Annotated in this window: 17 protein-coding genes; 8 read left to right on the top strand and 9 right to left on the bottom strand. The window is 60.4% G+C overall.

The window, feature by feature from the left end; all coding sequences use genetic code 11:
* Positions 1 to 42: 42 nt before the first annotated feature.
* The 3 genes from AC3WMT_RS06155 to AC3WMT_RS06145 form a co-directional block, all read right to left on the bottom strand.
* Entirely contained in the window at positions 43 to 417 is a 375-nt protein-coding gene (locus AC3WMT_RS06155) for a hypothetical protein (protein ID WP_103303139.1), read from the bottom strand.
* A 170-nt stretch (positions 418 to 587) separates the two neighbouring features.
* Positions 588 to 779, bottom strand: a complete 192-nt coding sequence (locus AC3WMT_RS06150) for a hypothetical protein (RefSeq protein WP_103303138.1) — start codon at positions 777 to 779, stop codon at positions 588 to 590.
* 11 nt (positions 780 to 790) lie between these two features.
* Positions 791 to 2,095 carry a phospholipase gene (locus tag AC3WMT_RS06145; protein WP_103303137.1) on the bottom strand — a complete coding sequence of 435 codons (1,305 nt, stop codon included), beginning with the start codon at positions 2,093 to 2,095 and terminating at the stop codon, positions 791 to 793.
* Positions 2,096 to 2,332: 237 nt separating this feature from the next.
* Between AC3WMT_RS06145 and kdgD the strand changes: the two genes are divergently transcribed.
* The 5 genes from kdgD (at position 2,333) to AC3WMT_RS06120 (ending at position 9,101) form a co-directional block, all read left to right on the top strand.
* On the top strand, positions 2,333 to 3,244 hold the full coding sequence (gene kdgD / locus AC3WMT_RS06140; RefSeq protein WP_103303136.1) for a 5-dehydro-4-deoxyglucarate dehydratase: 912 nt from the start codon (positions 2,333 to 2,335) through the stop codon (positions 3,242 to 3,244).
* 74 nt (positions 3,245 to 3,318) lie between these two features.
* Complete coding sequence (locus AC3WMT_RS06135; RefSeq protein ID WP_103303135.1) at positions 3,319 to 4,764, top strand: aldehyde dehydrogenase family protein; 1,446 nt, start codon at positions 3,319 to 3,321, stop codon at positions 4,762 to 4,764.
* Positions 4,765 to 4,815: 51 nt separating this feature from the next.
* The gene (locus AC3WMT_RS06130; protein ID WP_475228730.1) at positions 4,816 to 6,288 is read left to right on the top strand and encodes an MFS transporter; all 1,473 of its coding nucleotides are present in this window, start codon (positions 4,816 to 4,818) and stop codon (positions 6,286 to 6,288) included.
* An 11-nt stretch (positions 6,289 to 6,299) separates the two neighbouring features.
* Positions 6,300 to 7,853 (top strand): galactarate dehydratase, encoded by a 1,554-nt coding sequence (gene garD / locus AC3WMT_RS06125; protein ID WP_103303133.1) that lies wholly within the window; start codon positions 6,300 to 6,302, stop codon positions 7,851 to 7,853.
* Between the two features lie 306 nt (positions 7,854 to 8,159).
* Complete coding sequence (locus AC3WMT_RS06120; RefSeq protein ID WP_103303132.1) at positions 8,160 to 9,101, top strand: AEC family transporter; 942 nt, start codon at positions 8,160 to 8,162, stop codon at positions 9,099 to 9,101.
* A gap of 135 nt (positions 9,102 to 9,236) precedes the next feature.
* On the opposite strand, the gene AC3WMT_RS06115 is transcribed toward AC3WMT_RS06120, so the two are convergent.
* The 6 genes from AC3WMT_RS06115 to gatC all read right to left on the bottom strand — a co-directional run bounded on the left by AC3WMT_RS06115 (position 9,237) and on the right by gatC (position 14,453).
* Positions 9,237 to 9,617, bottom strand: coding sequence for a carboxymuconolactone decarboxylase family protein (locus AC3WMT_RS06115; RefSeq protein ID WP_085685699.1), 381 nt, complete (start codon positions 9,615 to 9,617; stop codon positions 9,237 to 9,239).
* Entirely contained in the window at positions 9,614 to 10,675 is a 1,062-nt protein-coding gene (locus AC3WMT_RS06110; RefSeq protein WP_103303287.1) for a calcium/sodium antiporter, read from the bottom strand. The genes AC3WMT_RS06115 and AC3WMT_RS06110 overlap by 4 nt, the downstream gene beginning before the upstream one ends.
* 46 nt (positions 10,676 to 10,721) lie before the next feature.
* Positions 10,722 to 11,096 carry a septal ring lytic transglycosylase RlpA family protein gene (locus tag AC3WMT_RS06105; protein WP_103303131.1) on the bottom strand — a complete coding sequence of 125 codons (375 nt, stop codon included), beginning with the start codon at positions 11,094 to 11,096 and terminating at the stop codon, positions 10,722 to 10,724.
* 145 nt (positions 11,097 to 11,241) lie between these two features.
* Entirely contained in the window at positions 11,242 to 12,687 is a 1,446-nt protein-coding gene (gene gatB / locus AC3WMT_RS06100; RefSeq protein ID WP_007915352.1) for an Asp-tRNA(Asn)/Glu-tRNA(Gln) amidotransferase subunit GatB, read from the bottom strand.
* A gap of 10 nt (positions 12,688 to 12,697) precedes the next feature.
* Positions 12,698 to 14,149, bottom strand: coding sequence for an Asp-tRNA(Asn)/Glu-tRNA(Gln) amidotransferase subunit GatA (gene gatA / locus AC3WMT_RS06095; protein ID WP_492577701.1), 1,452 nt, complete (start codon positions 14,147 to 14,149; stop codon positions 12,698 to 12,700).
* A gap of 16 nt (positions 14,150 to 14,165) precedes the next feature.
* On the bottom strand, positions 14,166 to 14,453 hold the full coding sequence (gene gatC, locus AC3WMT_RS06090) for an Asp-tRNA(Asn)/Glu-tRNA(Gln) amidotransferase subunit GatC (protein ID WP_007915356.1): 288 nt from the start codon (positions 14,451 to 14,453) through the stop codon (positions 14,166 to 14,168).
* A gap of 211 nt (positions 14,454 to 14,664) precedes the next feature.
* On the opposite strand from gatC, the gene mreB reads away from it, so the two are divergent.
* The 3 genes from mreB to mreD all read left to right on the top strand — a co-directional run bounded on the left by mreB (position 14,665) and on the right by mreD (position 17,476).
* On the top strand, positions 14,665 to 15,702 hold the full coding sequence (gene mreB, locus AC3WMT_RS06085; protein ID WP_002555108.1) for a rod shape-determining protein MreB: 1,038 nt from the start codon (positions 14,665 to 14,667) through the stop codon (positions 15,700 to 15,702).
* Positions 15,703 to 15,845: 143 nt separating this feature from the next.
* Positions 15,846 to 16,985 carry a rod shape-determining protein MreC gene (gene mreC, locus AC3WMT_RS06080; RefSeq protein ID WP_103303130.1) on the top strand — a complete coding sequence of 380 codons (1,140 nt, stop codon included), beginning with the start codon at positions 15,846 to 15,848 and terminating at the stop codon, positions 16,983 to 16,985.
* Entirely contained in the window at positions 16,985 to 17,476 is a 492-nt protein-coding gene (gene mreD, locus AC3WMT_RS06075) for a rod shape-determining protein MreD (RefSeq protein WP_103303129.1), read from the top strand. The genes mreC and mreD overlap by 1 nt, the downstream gene beginning before the upstream one ends.
* Positions 17,477 to 17,498 lie beyond the last annotated feature (22 nt).

Raw genomic sequence — 17,498 nt, 5'->3', positions numbered from 1 at the left:
TTCAGTTAAAAGGCACGCCCGATCAACAGGCGCGTCAGGAAATCAGGCTTCGATATGCAGTATCAGAGGCGCCGAACACGGCTCCATGCTCGATTCATCCTGAAACTTGTAGCGCAGTTCAATTTCGGTGTTCAGGTACGCCTTCAGTACCTCCTTCGGTATCTGCAATTCGATGCCCGTCAGTTTTTCCATTTCATCCTCGGCGTCATCCCAGGCGCCGGTGTCGACTTTTTCGCCTGCCCAATCGGGCTCTTCGGGGTCGTCGCCGAGAATGGCGTAGACGCTCCAGTTCGCTGCAAAGTTGCTGGAATCCGGAACCTCAACGATCAGGTCGTCGCTCAGCAGAGACAGCTTCACGGTGGCTGTTTCTGGCGAATGCGGCAGACATTGCGGCAGTGTTGGCGGGGCAAAAGTCATGAGGGGGTCGCTCTCCGTGCGAGGTGGGCCGTGATCCATTCACGGCGGTTCTGCACGGTAAGAGAATTTCCCGAAGCGAGTTTTAAACCGTCTATTTCCAGCCATTTCAAAAGCCCCCCCCGGTAGGAGCTGCCGCAGCCAGCGGCAGCTCCTACCGGAGGCGGCTGGTGTCAGTGTGGCGGCAGGATTGAGCGGTCGACCCTGACGGCGAGGGGGCAGGCGGCGGGCTTGGCATCAAAGGTTGCGTAACCCTGGGCATCCACAATTGCACGGGCAATCGACTGGCCTTTGAGCAACAGTTCCAGTGGCGCACCCTTCAGCGATTGGCCCGAGGCCAGTTCCAGTTTCAATTTGATCGTCATCGCATCTCTCCTTAATTGACGTTGCCGGTCGGGTGGTAGTCCTTGAGCAGCAGGTAAGTGCTCCAGCCCCACCAGTCGTCGACGGTGGCGCTGTCGTTGAGGTTGTTGACGTCTTTGCGGCGCAGCACTTTGCTGCCCTCGGTGCGGAACAGCGGCGAGAAGTTGTTCGTCAGGTTCAGCACCGCCGTCAGGTCCGGCAGGCGTTGCAGTGCGGCGAATGTCGAAGGGGCCGGCAGATTGCCGCTGAGGTAGGCGGCAAATACCTCGTCCGCCGAGGTCTGTACCGCTTGATTGACCTGAGTGCGATTGTCGGCGTCGCTCGCGTCGAAGTAGCGCTTGTCGCCATAGGCGCGCCACTGATCGCCATGCCCGTTGCGTACCTTGAGACCGAACTTGCTGTCCTCGTCGTGCATGAACCGCGTGATCAACGAGCCCAGATCACTCGGGGTCACCACTGCGGCGAGTTCTTTGCGCGGCACCCGCAAATGGCCGGAGGAAAACAGGTCGGTGAGGAAGTGGTCGGCAAACGCGTTCATGGCGTAAGCCCGTTCCAATTGTTGTTCATCGTGATTGGCGCGGGCGACGATTGCCGTTTGCAGCGCGGCGGTGTGCCCGGCGATGTAGGCGAGTTTTGCCCATTCGCCAAAATGGTCGGCATTGTTCGCCGCCAGTTTCAGGTAGCGTCCGAGCGGGAACAGGGCCGAGACGAAACTGCCGCCGCCGGTAATCTTGTTCCACTCTTCGGACAACGTATCTCCCAGCGCGTCGTAGGCTTGGTGCGGTTGTTTACCGTCCTTGATTGCCTGTTTAACCGCGTCGATCTCTTTTTGCATGACCGCGAGAATCTGCGTGGCTTCGGCATGCGCCGCCGGCAGTGCCGCGAGCGAGTCGAAAGCGGCGTTGAAGCGTTGCAGGCGATCCACCGGGGTGGCGCCTTCGCTGATCGGGCGATCCGGGATGCCGTAGAAATCACCGCCCAGTGCCAGCACCTGGCCGTAGGTTAGCGCCAAGCCGTTCGGCAGGTGCAGCGGCACGTTCTGGGCGAGCAGCGGTTGCGCATTCTCGACGAAGCGCAACAGCGTGTTATCGCCGATAGCCGTGTGTTCGCCGCCCTCGAAGCGTGCTTGCGGCCGGCCTTTCAAGGCATTGCCGGGGAGGGCGGTGACCGGTTCGACATCGCTGTGAGCGTCGGCGATGTGCAGCACCAGATGCGCATTGTCGGCGCTGAAGGCGATGCCGGTTGCAGTGAACAGATCATCAAAACGGGCGATCACCGGTTTGGGTTTTTCCTGTGGTTTCGGGTGCAGTCCGGACATTTCTTTCTCCTTGATATGTCGTCGGTAGATTCTTATTTAACTGTATGTATATACAGTTAAATCGAGCCTAGCCGAGAAATTTCCTACGTCAAGAAAGAATCTTGTCCGACAAAAAGTCCGCGTCAGCGATGAAATGCAGTTGACGGTTATCTTTTAAGTTGTACGATGACCTACAACTTCAGCGCTGGCTGAACCATAAAACTCAAAAAAATTGTTGCTACCCAGGGTGTTCGAAAAATGAATCCACAAGAACTGAAGTCCATCCTCTCCGCCGGCCTGCTGTCCTTCCCGGTCACCGATTTCAACGCGCAGGGCGATTTCAACCGCGCTGGCTACATCAAACGTCTGGAATGGCTGGCTCCTTATGGCGCTTCGGCTCTGTTCGCCGCCGGTGGCACCGGTGAGTTCTTCTCCCTGGCCGCCAGCGAATATTCGGAAATCATCAAGACTGCCGTCGACACTTGCGCCACCAGCGTGCCGATTCTGGCCGGTGTCGGCGGTTCGACCCGTCAGGCCATCGAGTATGCGCAGGAAGCCGAGCGTCTGGGCGCCAAAGGTCTCTTGCTGCTGCCGCACTACCTGACCGAAGCGAGTCAGGACGGCGTGGCCGCTCACGTTGAAGCGGTGTGCAAATCGGTCAACATCGGCGTGGTGGTCTACAACCGTAACGTCTGCCGCCTGACCGCTCCACTGCTGGAACGTCTGGCCGAACGCTGCCCGAATCTGATCGGCTACAAGGATGGTTTGGGCGATATCGAGTTGATGGTGTCGATCCGTCGCCGCCTCGGTGATCGCTTCAGCTACCTGGGTGGTCTGCCGACCGCCGAAGTCTACGCCGCTGCCTACAAGGCACTGGGCGTGCCGGTTTACTCCTCGGCGGTGTTCAACTTCATTCCGAAAACCGCGATGGATTTCTACCACGCCATCGCCCGTGAAGATCACGCCACCGTCGGCAAGATCATTGACGACTTCTTCCTGCCGTACCTGGACATTCGCAACCGCAAGGCCGGTTACGCCGTGAGCATCGTCAAGGCAGGCGCAAAAATCGCCGGCCATGACGCAGGCCCGGTGCGCGCGCCGCTGACCGATCTGACGGGCGAAGAGTACGAAATGCTCGCCGCGCTGATCGACAAGCAAGGTGCGCAGTAACACCCCACAAAAGCGAGGCCGCTGAGCAATCAGCGGCTTTTTGCGTGAAGGCTTTTAGATTCGAGGGCAGTCCCGTGGCAGATGCAAAACGCTTCGACAACTACATCAACGGTGAATGGGTCGCCGCTGCCGATTACTCGGCCAACATCAATCCGTCCGAACTGAGCGACACCATTGGCGATTACGCCAAGGCAGATCTGGCGCAGGTCAACGCGGCCATCGAGGCTGCCCGCGCGGCGTTCCCGGCCTGGTCGACGTCGGGCATCCAGGCCCGTCACGATTCGCTGGATAAAGTCGGCACCGAGATTCTGGCTCGTCGCGAAGAACTCGGCACCTTGCTGGCGCGGGAAGAGGGCAAGACCCTGCCCGAGGCCATCGGCGAAGTAACCCGCGCCGGCAACATCTTCAAGTTCTTCGCCGGTGAGTGCCTGCGTCTGTCCGGCGATTACGTGCCGTCGGTGCGTCCGGGCGTCAACGTTGAAGTGACCCGCGAAGCACTGGGCGTGGTTGGTCTGATCACCCCGTGGAATTTCCCGATTGCCATTCCGTCGTGGAAAATCGCCCCGGCCTTGGCCTACGGCAACTGCGTGGTACTGAAACCGGCGGATCTGGTGCCGGGCTGTGCCTGGGCCCTGGCCGAAATCATCTCCCGCGCAGGCTTCCCGGCCGGCGTGTTCAACCTGGTGATGGGCAGCGGTCGCGTGGTTGGCGAAGCGCTGGTCAACAGCCCGAAAGTCGATGGCATCAGCTTCACCGGTTCGGTCGGCGTGGGCCGGCAGATCGCGGTCAACTGCGTTTCCCGTCAGGCCAAGGTGCAGCTGGAAATGGGCGGCAAGAACCCGCAGATCATTCTCGACGACGCCGACCTCAAGCAAGCGGTCGAGCTGTCGGTGCAGAGCGCGTTCTACTCCACCGGTCAGCGTTGCACCGCGTCGAGCCGCCTTATCGTCACCGCCGGGATTCACGACAAGTTCGTTGAAGCCATGGCCGAGCGCATGAAGTCGATCAAGGTTGGCCACGCGCTTAAATCCGGCACCGATATCGGCCCGGTGGTTTCGCAAGCTCAGCTTGAACAGGACATGAAGTACATCGACATCGGCCAGTCCGAAGGTGCGCGGCTGGTCAGCGGCGGTGGTCTGGTGACGTGTGACACAGAAGGCTATTTCCTTGCGCCAACGCTGTTTGCCGACAGCGAGGCGTCGATGCGCATCAGCCGCGAAGAGATTTTCGGCCCGGTGGCCAACATCGTTCGCGTCGCTGATTACGACGCGGCACTGGCGATGGCCAACGACACCGAATTCGGTTTGTCGGCGGGTATTGCGACCACGTCGTTGAAATACGCCAACCACTTCAAGCGCCACTCTCAGGCCGGGATGGTGATGGTCAACCTGCCGACGGCCGGCGTCGATTACCACGTTCCGTTCGGTGGCCGTAAGGGCTCATCCTATGGCTCACGTGAGCAAGGCCGCTATGCGCAGGAGTTCTACACGGTCGTGAAGACCAGTTACATCGGTTCCTGATCCACGCAATACCTGTGGGAGCTGGCTTGCCAGCGATGCGGGCGATTCGGTATGTCAGTCGCACCGCGGCGATGCTATCGCTGGCAAGCCAGCTCCCACAAAAGCCAGACCCAAGAAGATTCACCCGCGCATAAAAATAATCAGTGGGAGTACATCTACATGCAATCGTCCAAGCCGACTCACGTCCGCTATTTGATCCTGCTCATGTTGTTTCTGGTGACCACGATCAACTACGCCGACCGCGCGACCATCGCCATCGCCGGTTCCAGCCTGCAAAAAGACCTCGGTATCGACGCGGTCACCCTCGGTTATATCTTCTCCGCATTCGGTTGGGCCTACGTCGCCGGGCAAATTCCCGGTGGCTGGCTGCTCGATCGCTTCGGCTCGAAAAAAGTCTATGCGCTGAGCATTTTCACCTGGTCGCTGTTCACCGTGCTGCAAGGCTTTGTCGGTGAATTCGGCATGTCCACGGCGATTGTTGCGCTGTTCATGCTGCGCTTTCTGGTGGGCTTGGCCGAAGCGCCATCGTTCCCCGGCAACGCGCGCATTGTCGCGGCGTGGTTCCCGACGGCTGAACGCGGTACCGCTTCGGCGATCTTCAACTCGGCGCAATACTTCGCCACCGTGCTGTTCGCACCGTTGATGGGCTGGATCGTTTACAGCTTTGGCTGGGAGCACGTGTTCATTGTCATGGGCCTGTTCGGCATCGTCTTCTCGGGGATCTGGCTGAAGGTTATCCACAGCCCGCGTCAACACCCCATGGCCAACGATGCGGAGGTACAGTTCATTGCCGACAACGGCGGCATGGTCGACATGGACCAGAACAAAGGCAAAAAGGCTGACGGTCCGAAGTGGGATTACATCCGTCAGTTGCTGACCAACCGCATGATGCTCGGCGTCTATCTGGGCCAGTACTGCATCAACGGCATCACTTATTTCTTCCTGACCTGGTTTCCGGTGTACCTGGTGCAAGAACGTGGCATGACCATTCTCAAGGCCGGTTTCATCGCCTCGTTGCCGGCGATCTGCGGTTTTATCGGCGGCGTACTCGGCGGGGTGATTTCCGATTACCTGCTGCGCAAGGGCCACTCGCTGACCTTCGCCCGCAAGGCTCCGATCATCGCCGGCCTGCTGGTGTCGAGCAGCATCGTTGCCTGCAACTATGTTGATGTGGAATGGATGGTGGTTGGCTTCATGGCTTTGGCCTTCTTCGGCAAAGGCGTTGGCGCACTCGGCTGGGCAGTGGTTTCCGATACCTCGCCGAAACAGATTGCCGGTCTGAGCGGTGGCCTGTTCAACACCTTCGGCAACATCGCTTCGATCACCACACCAATCGTGATTGGCTACATCATCAGCTCCACTGGTTCATTCAAATGGGCGCTGGTGTTCGTCGGGGCCAACGCACTGGTCGCAGTGTTCAGCTATTTGGTGATCGTCGGCCCGATCAAACGTGTGGTACTCAAAGAGCCGCCAACCAATGGCGGTACTGAAGCCACCGGCAAATTGTCTCAAGCGCATTCCTGAGGAGCGGCGTCATGCAGTTGATTGAACATTCCGACTCGCCGCGCTACATCCGCCTGCACGAGCGGGACAACGTAGTGATTGTGGTCAACGACCAGGGCGTGCCGGCCGGCACCGAATTCCCGGACGGTCTGGTGACCGTGGATTTTGTGCCGCAGAGCCACAAAGTCACTCTCGACGACATTGCCGAGGGCGGCCAGGTGATTCGCTACGGCCAGATCATAGGCTACGCGTTGCAGCCGATCCCGCGTGGCAGTTGGGTCAAGGAAGATCAACTGCGCATGCCGACCGCGCCGCCGCTGGACAGCCTGCCGCTGTCCACCGAGGTGCCGGTCGCGCAGGCACCGCTGGAAGGCTTCACATTCGAGGGGTATCGCAACGCCGACGGCACCGTCGGCACGCGCAATATTCTCGGGATCACCACCACGGTGCAGTGCGTCACCGGTGTGCTCGATCACGCGGTGAAACGGATCAAGGAAGAGCTGCTGCCGAAGTACCCGCACGTCGATGACGTGGTGGCGCTGACCCACAGTTACGGCTGCGGCGTGGCGATTACCGCTACCGACGCGTACATCCCGATTCGCACCGTGCGCAATCTGGCGCGCAACCCGAACCTCGGTGGCGAGGCGCTGGTGATCAGTCTGGGCTGCGAGAAATTACAGGCCGGGCAGGTGATGCATGAGGACGATGCGTCGGTCGATCTCAGTGATCCATGGCTGTATCGCTTGCAGGATTCCAGTCACGGTTTCACCGAGATGATCGAGCAGATCATGGCGCTGGCCGAAGTCCGACTGAAGAAGCTCGACCAGCGCCGCCGCGAAACCGTGCCGGCGTCCGAGCTGATCCTCGGCATGCAGTGCGGCGGCAGCGATGCGTTCTCCGGCATCACCGCCAACCCGGCGCTGGGCTATGCCTCGGACTTGTTATTGCGCGCGGGGGCGACGGTGATGTTTTCCGAAGTCACTGAAGTGCGCGACGCGATTTATCTGCTGACCTCGCGCGCCGAAAGCAAAACCGTCGCCGAAGAACTGGTACGCGAGATGGATTGGTACGACCGTTATCTGGCCAAGGGCGAAGCGGATCGCAGCGCCAACACCACGCCGGGCAACAAGAAGGGCGGGTTGTCGAACATCGTCGAGAAATCGTTGGGCTCGATCGTCAAATCCGGTAGCAGCGCGATCAACGGCGTGCTCGGCCCGGGCGAACGGTTCAAGCAGAAAGGTCTGATCTTCTGCGCGACCCCGGCCAGTGATTTTGTCTGCGGGACATTGCAACTGGCGGCCGGGATGAACCTGCATGTGTTCACCACCGGGCGTGGCACGCCGTATGGTCTGGCGATGGCGCCGGTGGTGAAGGTCTCGACGCGCACGGAATTGGCACAGCGCTGGCCGGATTTGATTGATATCGACGCCGGGCGGATTGCCACCGGCCGCGCGACCATCGAGGAATTGGGCTGGGAGTTGTTTCACTATTACTTGGATGTCGCCAGCGGCAAACAGCAGACGTGGGCGGAGAAGCACAAGCTGCATAACGACATTACGTTGTTCAATCCGGCGCCGATTACCTGAGATTTGGGGGAGAGGTCAAAAGCTACCCTCACCCCAGCCCTCTCCCGGAGGGAGAGGGGGCCGACCGAGGTGTCTGGCGCTATGCATCGACCTGAAATACCGAGTTGATTATGGACTCGACAAGCAGTTCTGGATTCAGTGGTGCGCTTTCTGACCGATGGACTTCCATGAATATCCCCCAATCAGTCCCCTCTCCCTCCGGGAGAGGGTTAGGGTGAGGGGCTTCTGCCTTTTGGATTGAGGTCATACCGCCGCAAGTGGCTTATCATTAGCCCCCTAACGACGCTCACCCAAGGCTCCCCCGGCATGCTGGCAATTTTCCTCGAAACCCTGAACATCACCGCGCCGGTGTTTGCCATGCTGTTTCTCGGTGTGCTGCTCAAGCGCATCGACTGGATCAACGACAACTTCATCCACACGGCCTCGTCGCTGGTGTTCAACGTCAGCATGCCGGCGCTGCTGTTCCTCGGCATTCTCCACGCGGACCTGCACGCCGCGCTGCAACCGGCGCTGCTGATCTACTTCGCCGTCGCCACGCTGGCGAGTTTTGCCGTGGCCTGGGGCTGGGCGATTTTCCGCTGTCCGCGTGAGGATCGCGGCATCTACACCCAAGGCGCGTTTCGCGGCAACAACGGCGTGATCGGTCTGGCACTGGCCGCGAGCATGTACGGCGATTACGGGATTTCCCTTGGCGCGATTCTCGCGGCACTGGTAATCCTGTTCTACAACACGCTGTCGACCATCGTGCTGGCGGTGTACAGCCCGGTGATCAAGTCCGATCCGTGGAGCATCTGCAAAAGTGTGTTCAGCAATCCGTTGATCATCAGCGTGATCGCGGCGGCGCCGTTTGCCTACTTCAAGATCAGTCTGCCGGGCTGGCTGGAAACGTCCGGCCAGTATCTGGCGCAAACCACCTTGCCGCTCGCGCTGATCTGCATCGGCGGGACGCTATCGCTGGCGGCGCTGCGTCAGAGCGGCAACATGGCGCTCAGTTCGAGTCTGGTGAAGATGATCGGCCTGCCGGTGCTGGCGACCCTCGGCGCCTGGCTGTGCGGGTTTCGCGGGGCGGAGTTGGGGATTCTGTTTCTGTACTTCGGCAGCCCGACGGCAGCGGCCAGTTTTGTCATGGCCCGGGCGGCGCAGGGCAATCATGAACTGGCGGCGGCAATCATTGTGATCACCACGTTGATGGCGGCGATTACCACCAATGTCGGGATCTTTCTGTTGCAGTGGGGTGGGTGGATCTGACCGAAAGATTTTCGGCGATTTTTCCGGCCTCATCGCGGGCAAGCCCGCTCCCACAGGTTTTTCGGTTGTTAATCAAATTTCATCAACACCCAGATCCCTGTGGGAGCGGGCTTGCCCGCGATGAGGCCCGTAAAGTCACTCAGGTTTCTGGTAACTGTCGATCACTTCCTGCGCCGCCCGAAACGCATCGATCGCCGCCGGCACGCCGGCATACACCGCGCAATGAAGCAACGCCTCGCGAATCTCGTCCACCGTGCAACCGTTGTTCAACGCACCGCGCACATGGCCCTTCAACTCTTGCGGGCACTTCAACGCCGTCAGTGCGGCGAGGGTGATCAAGCTGCGGGTTTTCAGCGGCAGACCTTCGCGATTCCACACACCGCCCCAGGCATGTTCATTGACGAAATCCTGCAGCGGCTGGGTGAACTCGGTGGCGTTGCCCAATGCGCGATCAACAAATGCATCGCCCATTACCTGGCGGCGGATTTCAACCCCGGACTTCTTCGATTCGGTCATGGCACATCCCTCTTGTGGTGTTGGCGGCGCCAGGCGATGACTGACGTGAACAACAGAAACGTCAACAGCGTCGGCAGCACATAAAACAGCATCAAGCGCTCAAGCTTGCCGGCCAGCGGCATGCCGGTGGTGAACGACACCACATGCAGGCCGTACGCCAGATACAAACCGAGCAGCAGCAAACCCTCGGCGCGGGTCACGCGGTAGCCCGAATAGAACACCGGCAGGCACAGCGCGGCGACGCCGAGCATCACCGGCAGGTCGAAATCCAGCGCATTGGGTGAAACCGACAAGGGCGTCGGCGCGATCAACGCGGTGAAGCCCAGCACCCCGAGCAGGTTGAACAGATTGGCACCGATCACGTTACCCACCGCGATGTCCCGTTGCCCACGCAGTGCCGCGATCAGCGACGTGGCGAGCTCCGGCAGCGAAGTGCCGACGGCGACCACGGTCAGGCCGATCACGCGTTCCGACAATCCAAGGTCTGTGGCCACGGCAACCGCCGCACCGAGCAGCAGATGTCCTGCATAGACCAGCATTGCCAGACCGACAATGATCATCAGCACACTGCCGGGCCAGGACGCTTGTGCGGCTTCAGGGTGTTGCGAATGCGGTCGTGTCGAATGCCGCGACTGGCGTAGCAGCAAACCCAGATACAGCGCCAATGCACCCAGCAGCAGGACGCCATCGAAGCGCCCGAATTCTTCGTTCCAGGCCAGTACGAACACCAACAGGCTGGCGCCGATCATCAGCGGAATGTCGAGGCGCACCAGTTGCCGCGACACCCGCAAAGGAATGATCAGCGCCGACAGGCCAAGGGTCACGAGGATATTGAAGATGCTGCTGCCGATCACACTGCCGACGGCGATGTCTGGCGTATGTGCGTGTGCCGCTTGCAGGCTCACGGCCATTTGCGGTGCGCTGCTGCCGAAGGCCACGATGGTCAAACCGATGATCAATGGCCGCACATGCAAACGCGCAGCGAGGCGCACCGCCGCACGCACCATCAGTTCGGCGCCGGCGATCAGCAAGAGCAGACCGCCGAGCAATTCGATCAGGTTGATCAGCGGTATATCGGCTAGGGCGAAAATGGTCGGCGCTCCATCAGTCGTCGAGGGCCTGCACGCGAACCCGCGCGGTGCCGCTGTTGAGCATGCCGAGTTGTTCGGCCGCTTCGCGTGAAACATCAATCAAGCGGCCACGGGTGTGCGGCCCGCGATCGTTGATGCGCACCACACAGGATTTGTCGTTTTTCAGATTGGTGACCTTCACCCGGGTGCCGAAGGGCAACTGGCGGTGGGCGGCGGTCAGGGAATGCTGGTTGAACGCTTCGCCACTGGCGGTGCGTTTACCGTGATGTCTGGCTCCGTAATAGGAGGCGACACCGCTCTGGTCGTAACCGTGCGGGTCGATGAGGTCATTGCTGGCGCAACCGGCCAGTAGAGAGAGCAGGGCGCAGCCAATGAGCAAACGCTTCATTCAAGTACTCCAAAGTGATCGTTCCCACGCTCCAGCGTGGGAATGCATCCCGTGACGCTCTGCGTCACACCGCAATGGACGCGGAGCGTCCGGGGCGGCATTCCCACGCAGAGCGTGGGAACGATCCCCGGGCGCGGGGCTAGAATCAGCCTTCGAGCTTGCTTTTCAGCAGTTCGTTCACTTGCTGCGGGTTAGCCTTGCCTTTGGACGCTTTCATCGCCTGACCGACAAAGAAGCCGAACATCTTGCCGCGCTTGGCTTCATCCGCCGCACGATATTGTTCAACTTGCTCGGCGTTGGCCGCGAGCATTTCGTCCAGCACCGCCGAGATTGCGCCGCTGTCAGTCACTTGCTTGAGACCGCGTTTCTCGATGATCTCGTCCGCGCTGCCTTCGCCGTTGGCCATCGCTTCGAACACCACTTTGGCGATCTTGCCGGAGATGGTGTTGTCCTTGATGCGCTGCAGCATGCCGCCCAACAGTTCAGCCGAAACCGGCGACTCGTCGATGTCCAGGCCTTGCTTGTTGAGCAGGCTGCCCAACTCGACCATCACCCAGTTCGCCGCCAGTTTGGCATCGCCGCCGATGGCTGCGACTTTCTCGAAGTAATCCGCTTGCTCACGGCTCGTGGCCAGCACGTTGGCGTCGTAGGCCGACAGACCGAACTGGCTCTGGAAGCGCTCGCGTTTCTGTGGTGGCAGTTCCGGCAGGGTGGCGCGCACTTCGCCAAGGAACGACTCTTCGATGACCACCGGCAGCAGGTCCGGATCGGGGAAGTAACGGTAGTCGTTGGCTTCCTCTTTCGAACGCATCGGACGGGTCTCGTCCTTGTTCGGATCGTACAGACGGGTCTGCTGGATCACTTTGCCGCCGTCTTCGATCAGCTCGATCTGACGCTGGATCTCGGAGTTGATCGCCTTCTCGATGAAGCGGAACGAGTTGACGTTCTTGATCTCGCAGCGCGTGCCGAACTCAACCTGGCCTTTCGGACGGATCGACACGTTGCAGTCGCAACGCAGCGAGCCTTCGGCCATGTTGCCGTCGCAGATGCCCAGGTAACGCACCAGCGCGTGGATCGCCTTGACGTAAGCCACGGCTTCCTTGGCGCTGCGCATGTCCGGCTCGGAAACGATTTCCAGCAGCGGCGTGCCGGCACGGTTCAAGTCGATGCCGGTGGCACCGTTGAACTCTTCGTGCAGGCTCTTGCCGGCGTCTTCTTCCAGGTGCGCGCGGGTGATGCCGACACGTTTGACTGTGCCGTCTTCCAGCGCGATGTCCAGGTGGCCCTTGCCAACAATCGGCAATTCCATCTGGCTGATCTGGTAGCCCTTCGGCAGATCCGGGTAGAAGTAGTTTTTACGGGCGAACACGTTGTGCTGACCGATCTCGGCGTCAATCGCCAGACCGAACATCACCGCCATCCGCACGGCTTCCTGGTTCAACACCGGCAGAACGCCAGGCATGCCCAGATCGATCAGGCTGGCCTGGGTGTTCGGCTCGGAGCCGAACGTGGTGGAACTACCGGAAAAGATTTTCGACCGGGTGGTGAGCTGAGTGTGAATCTCCAGCCCGATCACGACTTCCCATTGCATGTGTGTCTCCTCAGAAGCCGGTTGGGGTGCGGGTGTGCCAGTCAGTGTTCAACTGATACTGGTGGGCAACGTTCAACAGGCGACCTTCCTGGAAATACGGAGCGAGCAACTGCACGCCAACCGGCAGACCATCGACAAAACCGGCCGGCATCGACAGGCCCGGCAGGCCCGCGAGGTTGGCGGTGATGGTGTAGACGTCTTCCAGATAGGCAGCGACCGGATCGCTGTTTTTCGCGCCGAGCTTCCAGGCCGGGTTCGGCGTGGTTGGGCCGAGGATGATGTCGACTTCATTAAAGGCAGCCATGAAGTCGTTCTTCACCAGGCGACGGATCTTCTGCGCTTTCAGGTAGTAGGCGTCGTAGTAACCGGCGGACAGCGCATAGGCACCAACCATGATCCGGCGCTGTACTTCCGGGCCGAAGCCTTCGCCACGGGAGCGCTTGTACAGGTCGATGAGGTTTTCCGGGTTCTCGCAGCGATGGCCGAAACGCACGCCGTCGAAACGCGACAGGTTCGAGGAGGCTTCTGCCGGGGCGATCACGTAGTACGCAGGGATCGCGTGCTGCATGTTCGGCAGGCTGATTTCCTTGATCACGGCACCGAGCTTCTGCAGCTCTTTAATGCTGTTCTGGATCAGCTCGGCGATGCGCGGGTCGAGACCGGCGCTGAAGTATTCCTTCGGCACGCCGATGCGCAGGCCCTGCAGCGATTCGTTGAGGCTGGCGGAGTAATCCGGAACCGGCTCATCGATGCTGGTGGAGTCGTTCTGGTCGAAGCCAGCCATACCTTGCAACAAAATTGCGCAGTCTTCGGCCGTGCGTGCCAATGGACCGCCCTGATCGAGGCTGGAGGCGTAAGCGATCATGCCCCAGCGCGAAACACGACCGTAGGTCGGTTTCAGGCCAGTCAGGTTGGTGAATGCCGCTGGCTGACGAATCGAACCGCCGGTGTCGGTGGCAGTGGCCGCTGGCAACAGACGAGCGGCAACGGCCGCCGCCGAACCGCCGGACGAACCGCCCGGTACGTGTTCCAGGTTCCACGGGTTTTTCACCGCGCCGTACCAGCTCGACTCGTTGGCCGAACCCATGGCGAATTCGTCCATGTTGGTCTTGCCCAAAGTCACGGCACCGGCCGCAGCCAGCTTCGCGACCACGGTGGCGTCGTACGGGGCTTTGAAGTTGTCGAGCATCTTCGAGCCGCAGCTGGTGCGAATGCCCTGGGTGCAGAACAAGTCTTTGTGAGCGATCGGCGCGCCGAGCAGCGCGCCGCTCTCACCGTTGGCCCGGCGCACGTCGGCGGCTTTCGCCTGCTCGAGGGCCAGCTCTTCGGTGAGGCTGATGAAACTGTTGAGCTGCGGGTCGAGCTGGGTAATACGCGCCAGCAGGACTTTGGTCAGCTCTTCGGAGGAAAACTTTTTATCGGCGAGACCGCGGGCGATCTCGGCCAGAGTCATTTGATGCATTGCAGGCTCTTTCCCTTTAGTCGATGACTTTCGGAACCAGATACAGGCCGTTTTCGACCGCTGGTGCGATGGACTGATAGGCCTCGCGATGATTGCTTTCGGTCACAACGTCGGCGCGCAGGCGCTGACTGGCTTCCAGCGGGTGGGCCAAAGGCTCGATACCGTCGGTATTGACGGCCTGCATTTCGTCGACCAGCCCGAGAATGCTGTTGAGGGCGGAAGTAATGTGCGGAAGATCGGCATCATTAAGGCCAAGGCAGGCCAGATGAGCGATTTTTTCCACGTCGGAGCGTTCTAGCGCCATCGGGATTCTCCAGTGGAAAACAGAACGGACGGCGTCCGTGTGTTAGATTGTCGGAACACTACCGCACTTCTACGGTCATAAGGCCGCGATTGTGGGGCTTGGTGCACAGAAAAGCGGCCAATTTAACATATTGGCGCCTTGCCCAAAATCCCTGTCGTTGTTAGAGTTTGCCGCACTTTTTTACCCACGCGTTGCCTAGGGTCCCTTTCCCATGTTCAAGAAACTGCGTGGCATGTTTTCCAGCGATCTTTCCATTGACCTGGGCACTGCCAACACCCTTATTTACGTGCGCGAGCGCGGTATCGTCCTGAATGAGCCATCGGTTGTGGCCATTCGGACACACGGTAACCAGAAAAGTGTCGTCGCTGTCGGCACCGAGGCCAAGCGCATGCTCGGCCGTACGCCGGGCAACATTGCTGCCATTCGTCCGATGAAGGACGGCGTGATCGCCGACTTCAGCGTCTGCGAAAAGATGCTGCAATACTTTATTAACAAGGTTCACGAAAACAGCTTTCTGCAGCCTAGCCCTCGTGTGCTGATCTGCGTTCCATGCAAATCCACCCAGGTTGAGCGTCGTGCCATCCGTGAATCGGCCCTGGGTGCCGGTGCCCGTGAAGTGTTCCTGATCGAAGAGCCAATGGCGGCTGCGATCGGTGCCGGCCTGCCGGTAGAAGAAGCGCGCGGCTCGATGGTCGTGGATATCGGTGGTGGTACCACTGAAATCGCGCTGATCTCCCTGAACGGTGTGGTCTACGCCGAATCCGTACGCGTTGGCGGCGACCGTTTCGACGAAGCGATCATCACCTACGTGCGCCGTAACTACGGCAGCCTGATCGGTGAATCGACCGCCGAGCGCATCAAACAGGAAATCGGCACGGCCTACCCGGGCGGCGAAGTTCGCGAAGTCGACGTTCGCGGTCGCAACCTGGCCGAAGGCGTTCCACGCGCATTCACCCTGAACTCCAACGAAGTGCTGGAAGCTCTGCAAGAGTCTCTGGCTACCATCGTTCAGGCTGTGAAAAGCGCCCTGGAGCAATCGCCGCCGGAACTGGCTTCCGACATCGCCGAGCGTGGCCTGGTGCTGACCGGTGGTGGCGCGCTGCTGCGTGACCTCGACAAGTTGCTGGCTCAGGAAACCGGTCTGCCGGTGATCGTTGCCGAAGATCCGCTGACTTGCGTTGCTCGCGGCGGTGGCCGTGCATTGGAAATGATGGATAAGCACACCATGGATCTGCTCTCCAGCGAATAAGTGCTGGGTTGCAATACGTGGGTGAGCGCGCGCAGGCAGCACTTTGCAGTGCTGCCTGTTGGCGTTTATCTTCTGTCAGTCTTCATCCAGGCCGGTTTGATGCCGTATGAATAAACAGAACATTTGCCTGGGAGGAGCGGCTTATTAAACCGCTTTTCGCCAAGGGCCCTTCGTTGGGCGTCCGCCTGTTGGTGCTGGCCGTGTTGTCGGTTGCGCTGATGGTGGTCGATGCCCGCTTCAGTCTGCTCAAGCCTGCACGCAGCCAGATGTCGCTGGTGCTGATGGACGCCTACTGGATCACCGACTTGCCCGGTCGTTTGTGGGAAGGCGTTGCCAGTCAGTTCGGCAGTCGCACCGAGCTGGTCGCCGAAAACGAAAAACTCAAGACCGAGAACCTGCTGTTGCAGGGCCGCATGCAGAAGCTTGCCGCCCTCACCGAGCAGAACGTCCGGCTGCGCGAGTTGCTCAATTCCTCCGCGCTGGTCAACGAGAAGGTCGAAGTGGCCGAGTTGATCGGCATGGACCCCAACCCCTTCACCCATCGCATCATCATCAATAAAGGTGAGCGCGACGGTGTGGTCCTCGGTCAGCCGGTGCTCGATGCGCGTGGCCTGATGGGCCAGGTGGTCGAGTTGATGCCGTACACCTCCCGGGTGTTGCTGTTGACCGACACCACTCACAGCATTCCGGTACAGGTGAACCGTAACGGTCTGCGGGCGATTGCCAGCGGCACCGGCAACCCGGAACGCCTGGAGTTGCGTCACGTCGCGGATACTGCCGACATCAAGGAAGGCGATCTGCTGGTCAGCTCCGGTCTCGGCCAGCGCTTCCCGGCCGGTTACCCGGTGGCGACAGTCAAGGAAGTCATTCATGATTCCGGCCAGCCCTTCGCGATCGTTCGTGCCGTGCCGACCGCTGCGTTGAACCGCAGCCGTTATCTGCTGCTGGTGTTCAGCGACAATCGCACCGCCGAAGAGCGCGCCAACGCTGCCGCGCAAGCTCAGGAAAATCTTGATGCCTTTGGTGGCGGCCCGGTGATTCCGACCACCGTGCCTAAAGTTGTGACGCCACCGGCTGCCGCTACACCTGCCGCCGCAGCCACCCCGGCTGCACCTGCCGCCAGCGCCACACCGGCCAAACCCGTTGCAAGCAAGCCAGCCGCTGCTGCAAAACCACCGGCAACCACTCCGGCGGCCGCCAAGCCTCCGGCTGCCCAGCCTGCTGCACGACCTGCGGCGAAACCGCCGGTCACCGCGCCTGCTACCACTGGGAGACAAGAATAATGGTCGGGGCTACCGCATCGCGAAACGGCTGGATCGTCTGGCTGACGTTTGCCATCGGCATGCTGCTCAGCGTCTCGCCGCTGCCGCAATTCATGGAAATCCTGCGCCCGCTGTGGCTCGCCTTGCTGCTGACTTTCTGGGCGCTGTACATGCCGCAGACGGTTGGCATGGTGACGGCGTTTTGCCTGGGCCTGGCGGAAGACGTGCTGTACGGCACGCTGCTTGGGCAGAACGCACTGATCCTGACACTGATCACCTTCCTGGTCCTGTCGTTGCAACAGCGTCTGCGCATGTTTCCGATCTGGCAGCAATGTCTGGTGATCCTGGTGATCTTCGGACTCGCGCAACTGGTGCAGTTGTGGCTCAGTGCCTTGACCGGCAACCGCCAGCCGACCCTGGCACTGGTGCTGCCGGCACTGGTCAGCGCCTTGCTCTGGCCTTGGGTCAGCTTCGCTTTGCGTGGATTGCGCCGCCGCTACAAAATCAATTGATCCGGTGAAGCAGGGCACTGAA

Source organism: Pseudomonas sp. FW305-7, from assembly GCF_058786735.1.
This window is presented reverse-complemented; position numbering and strand designations above follow the sequence as displayed.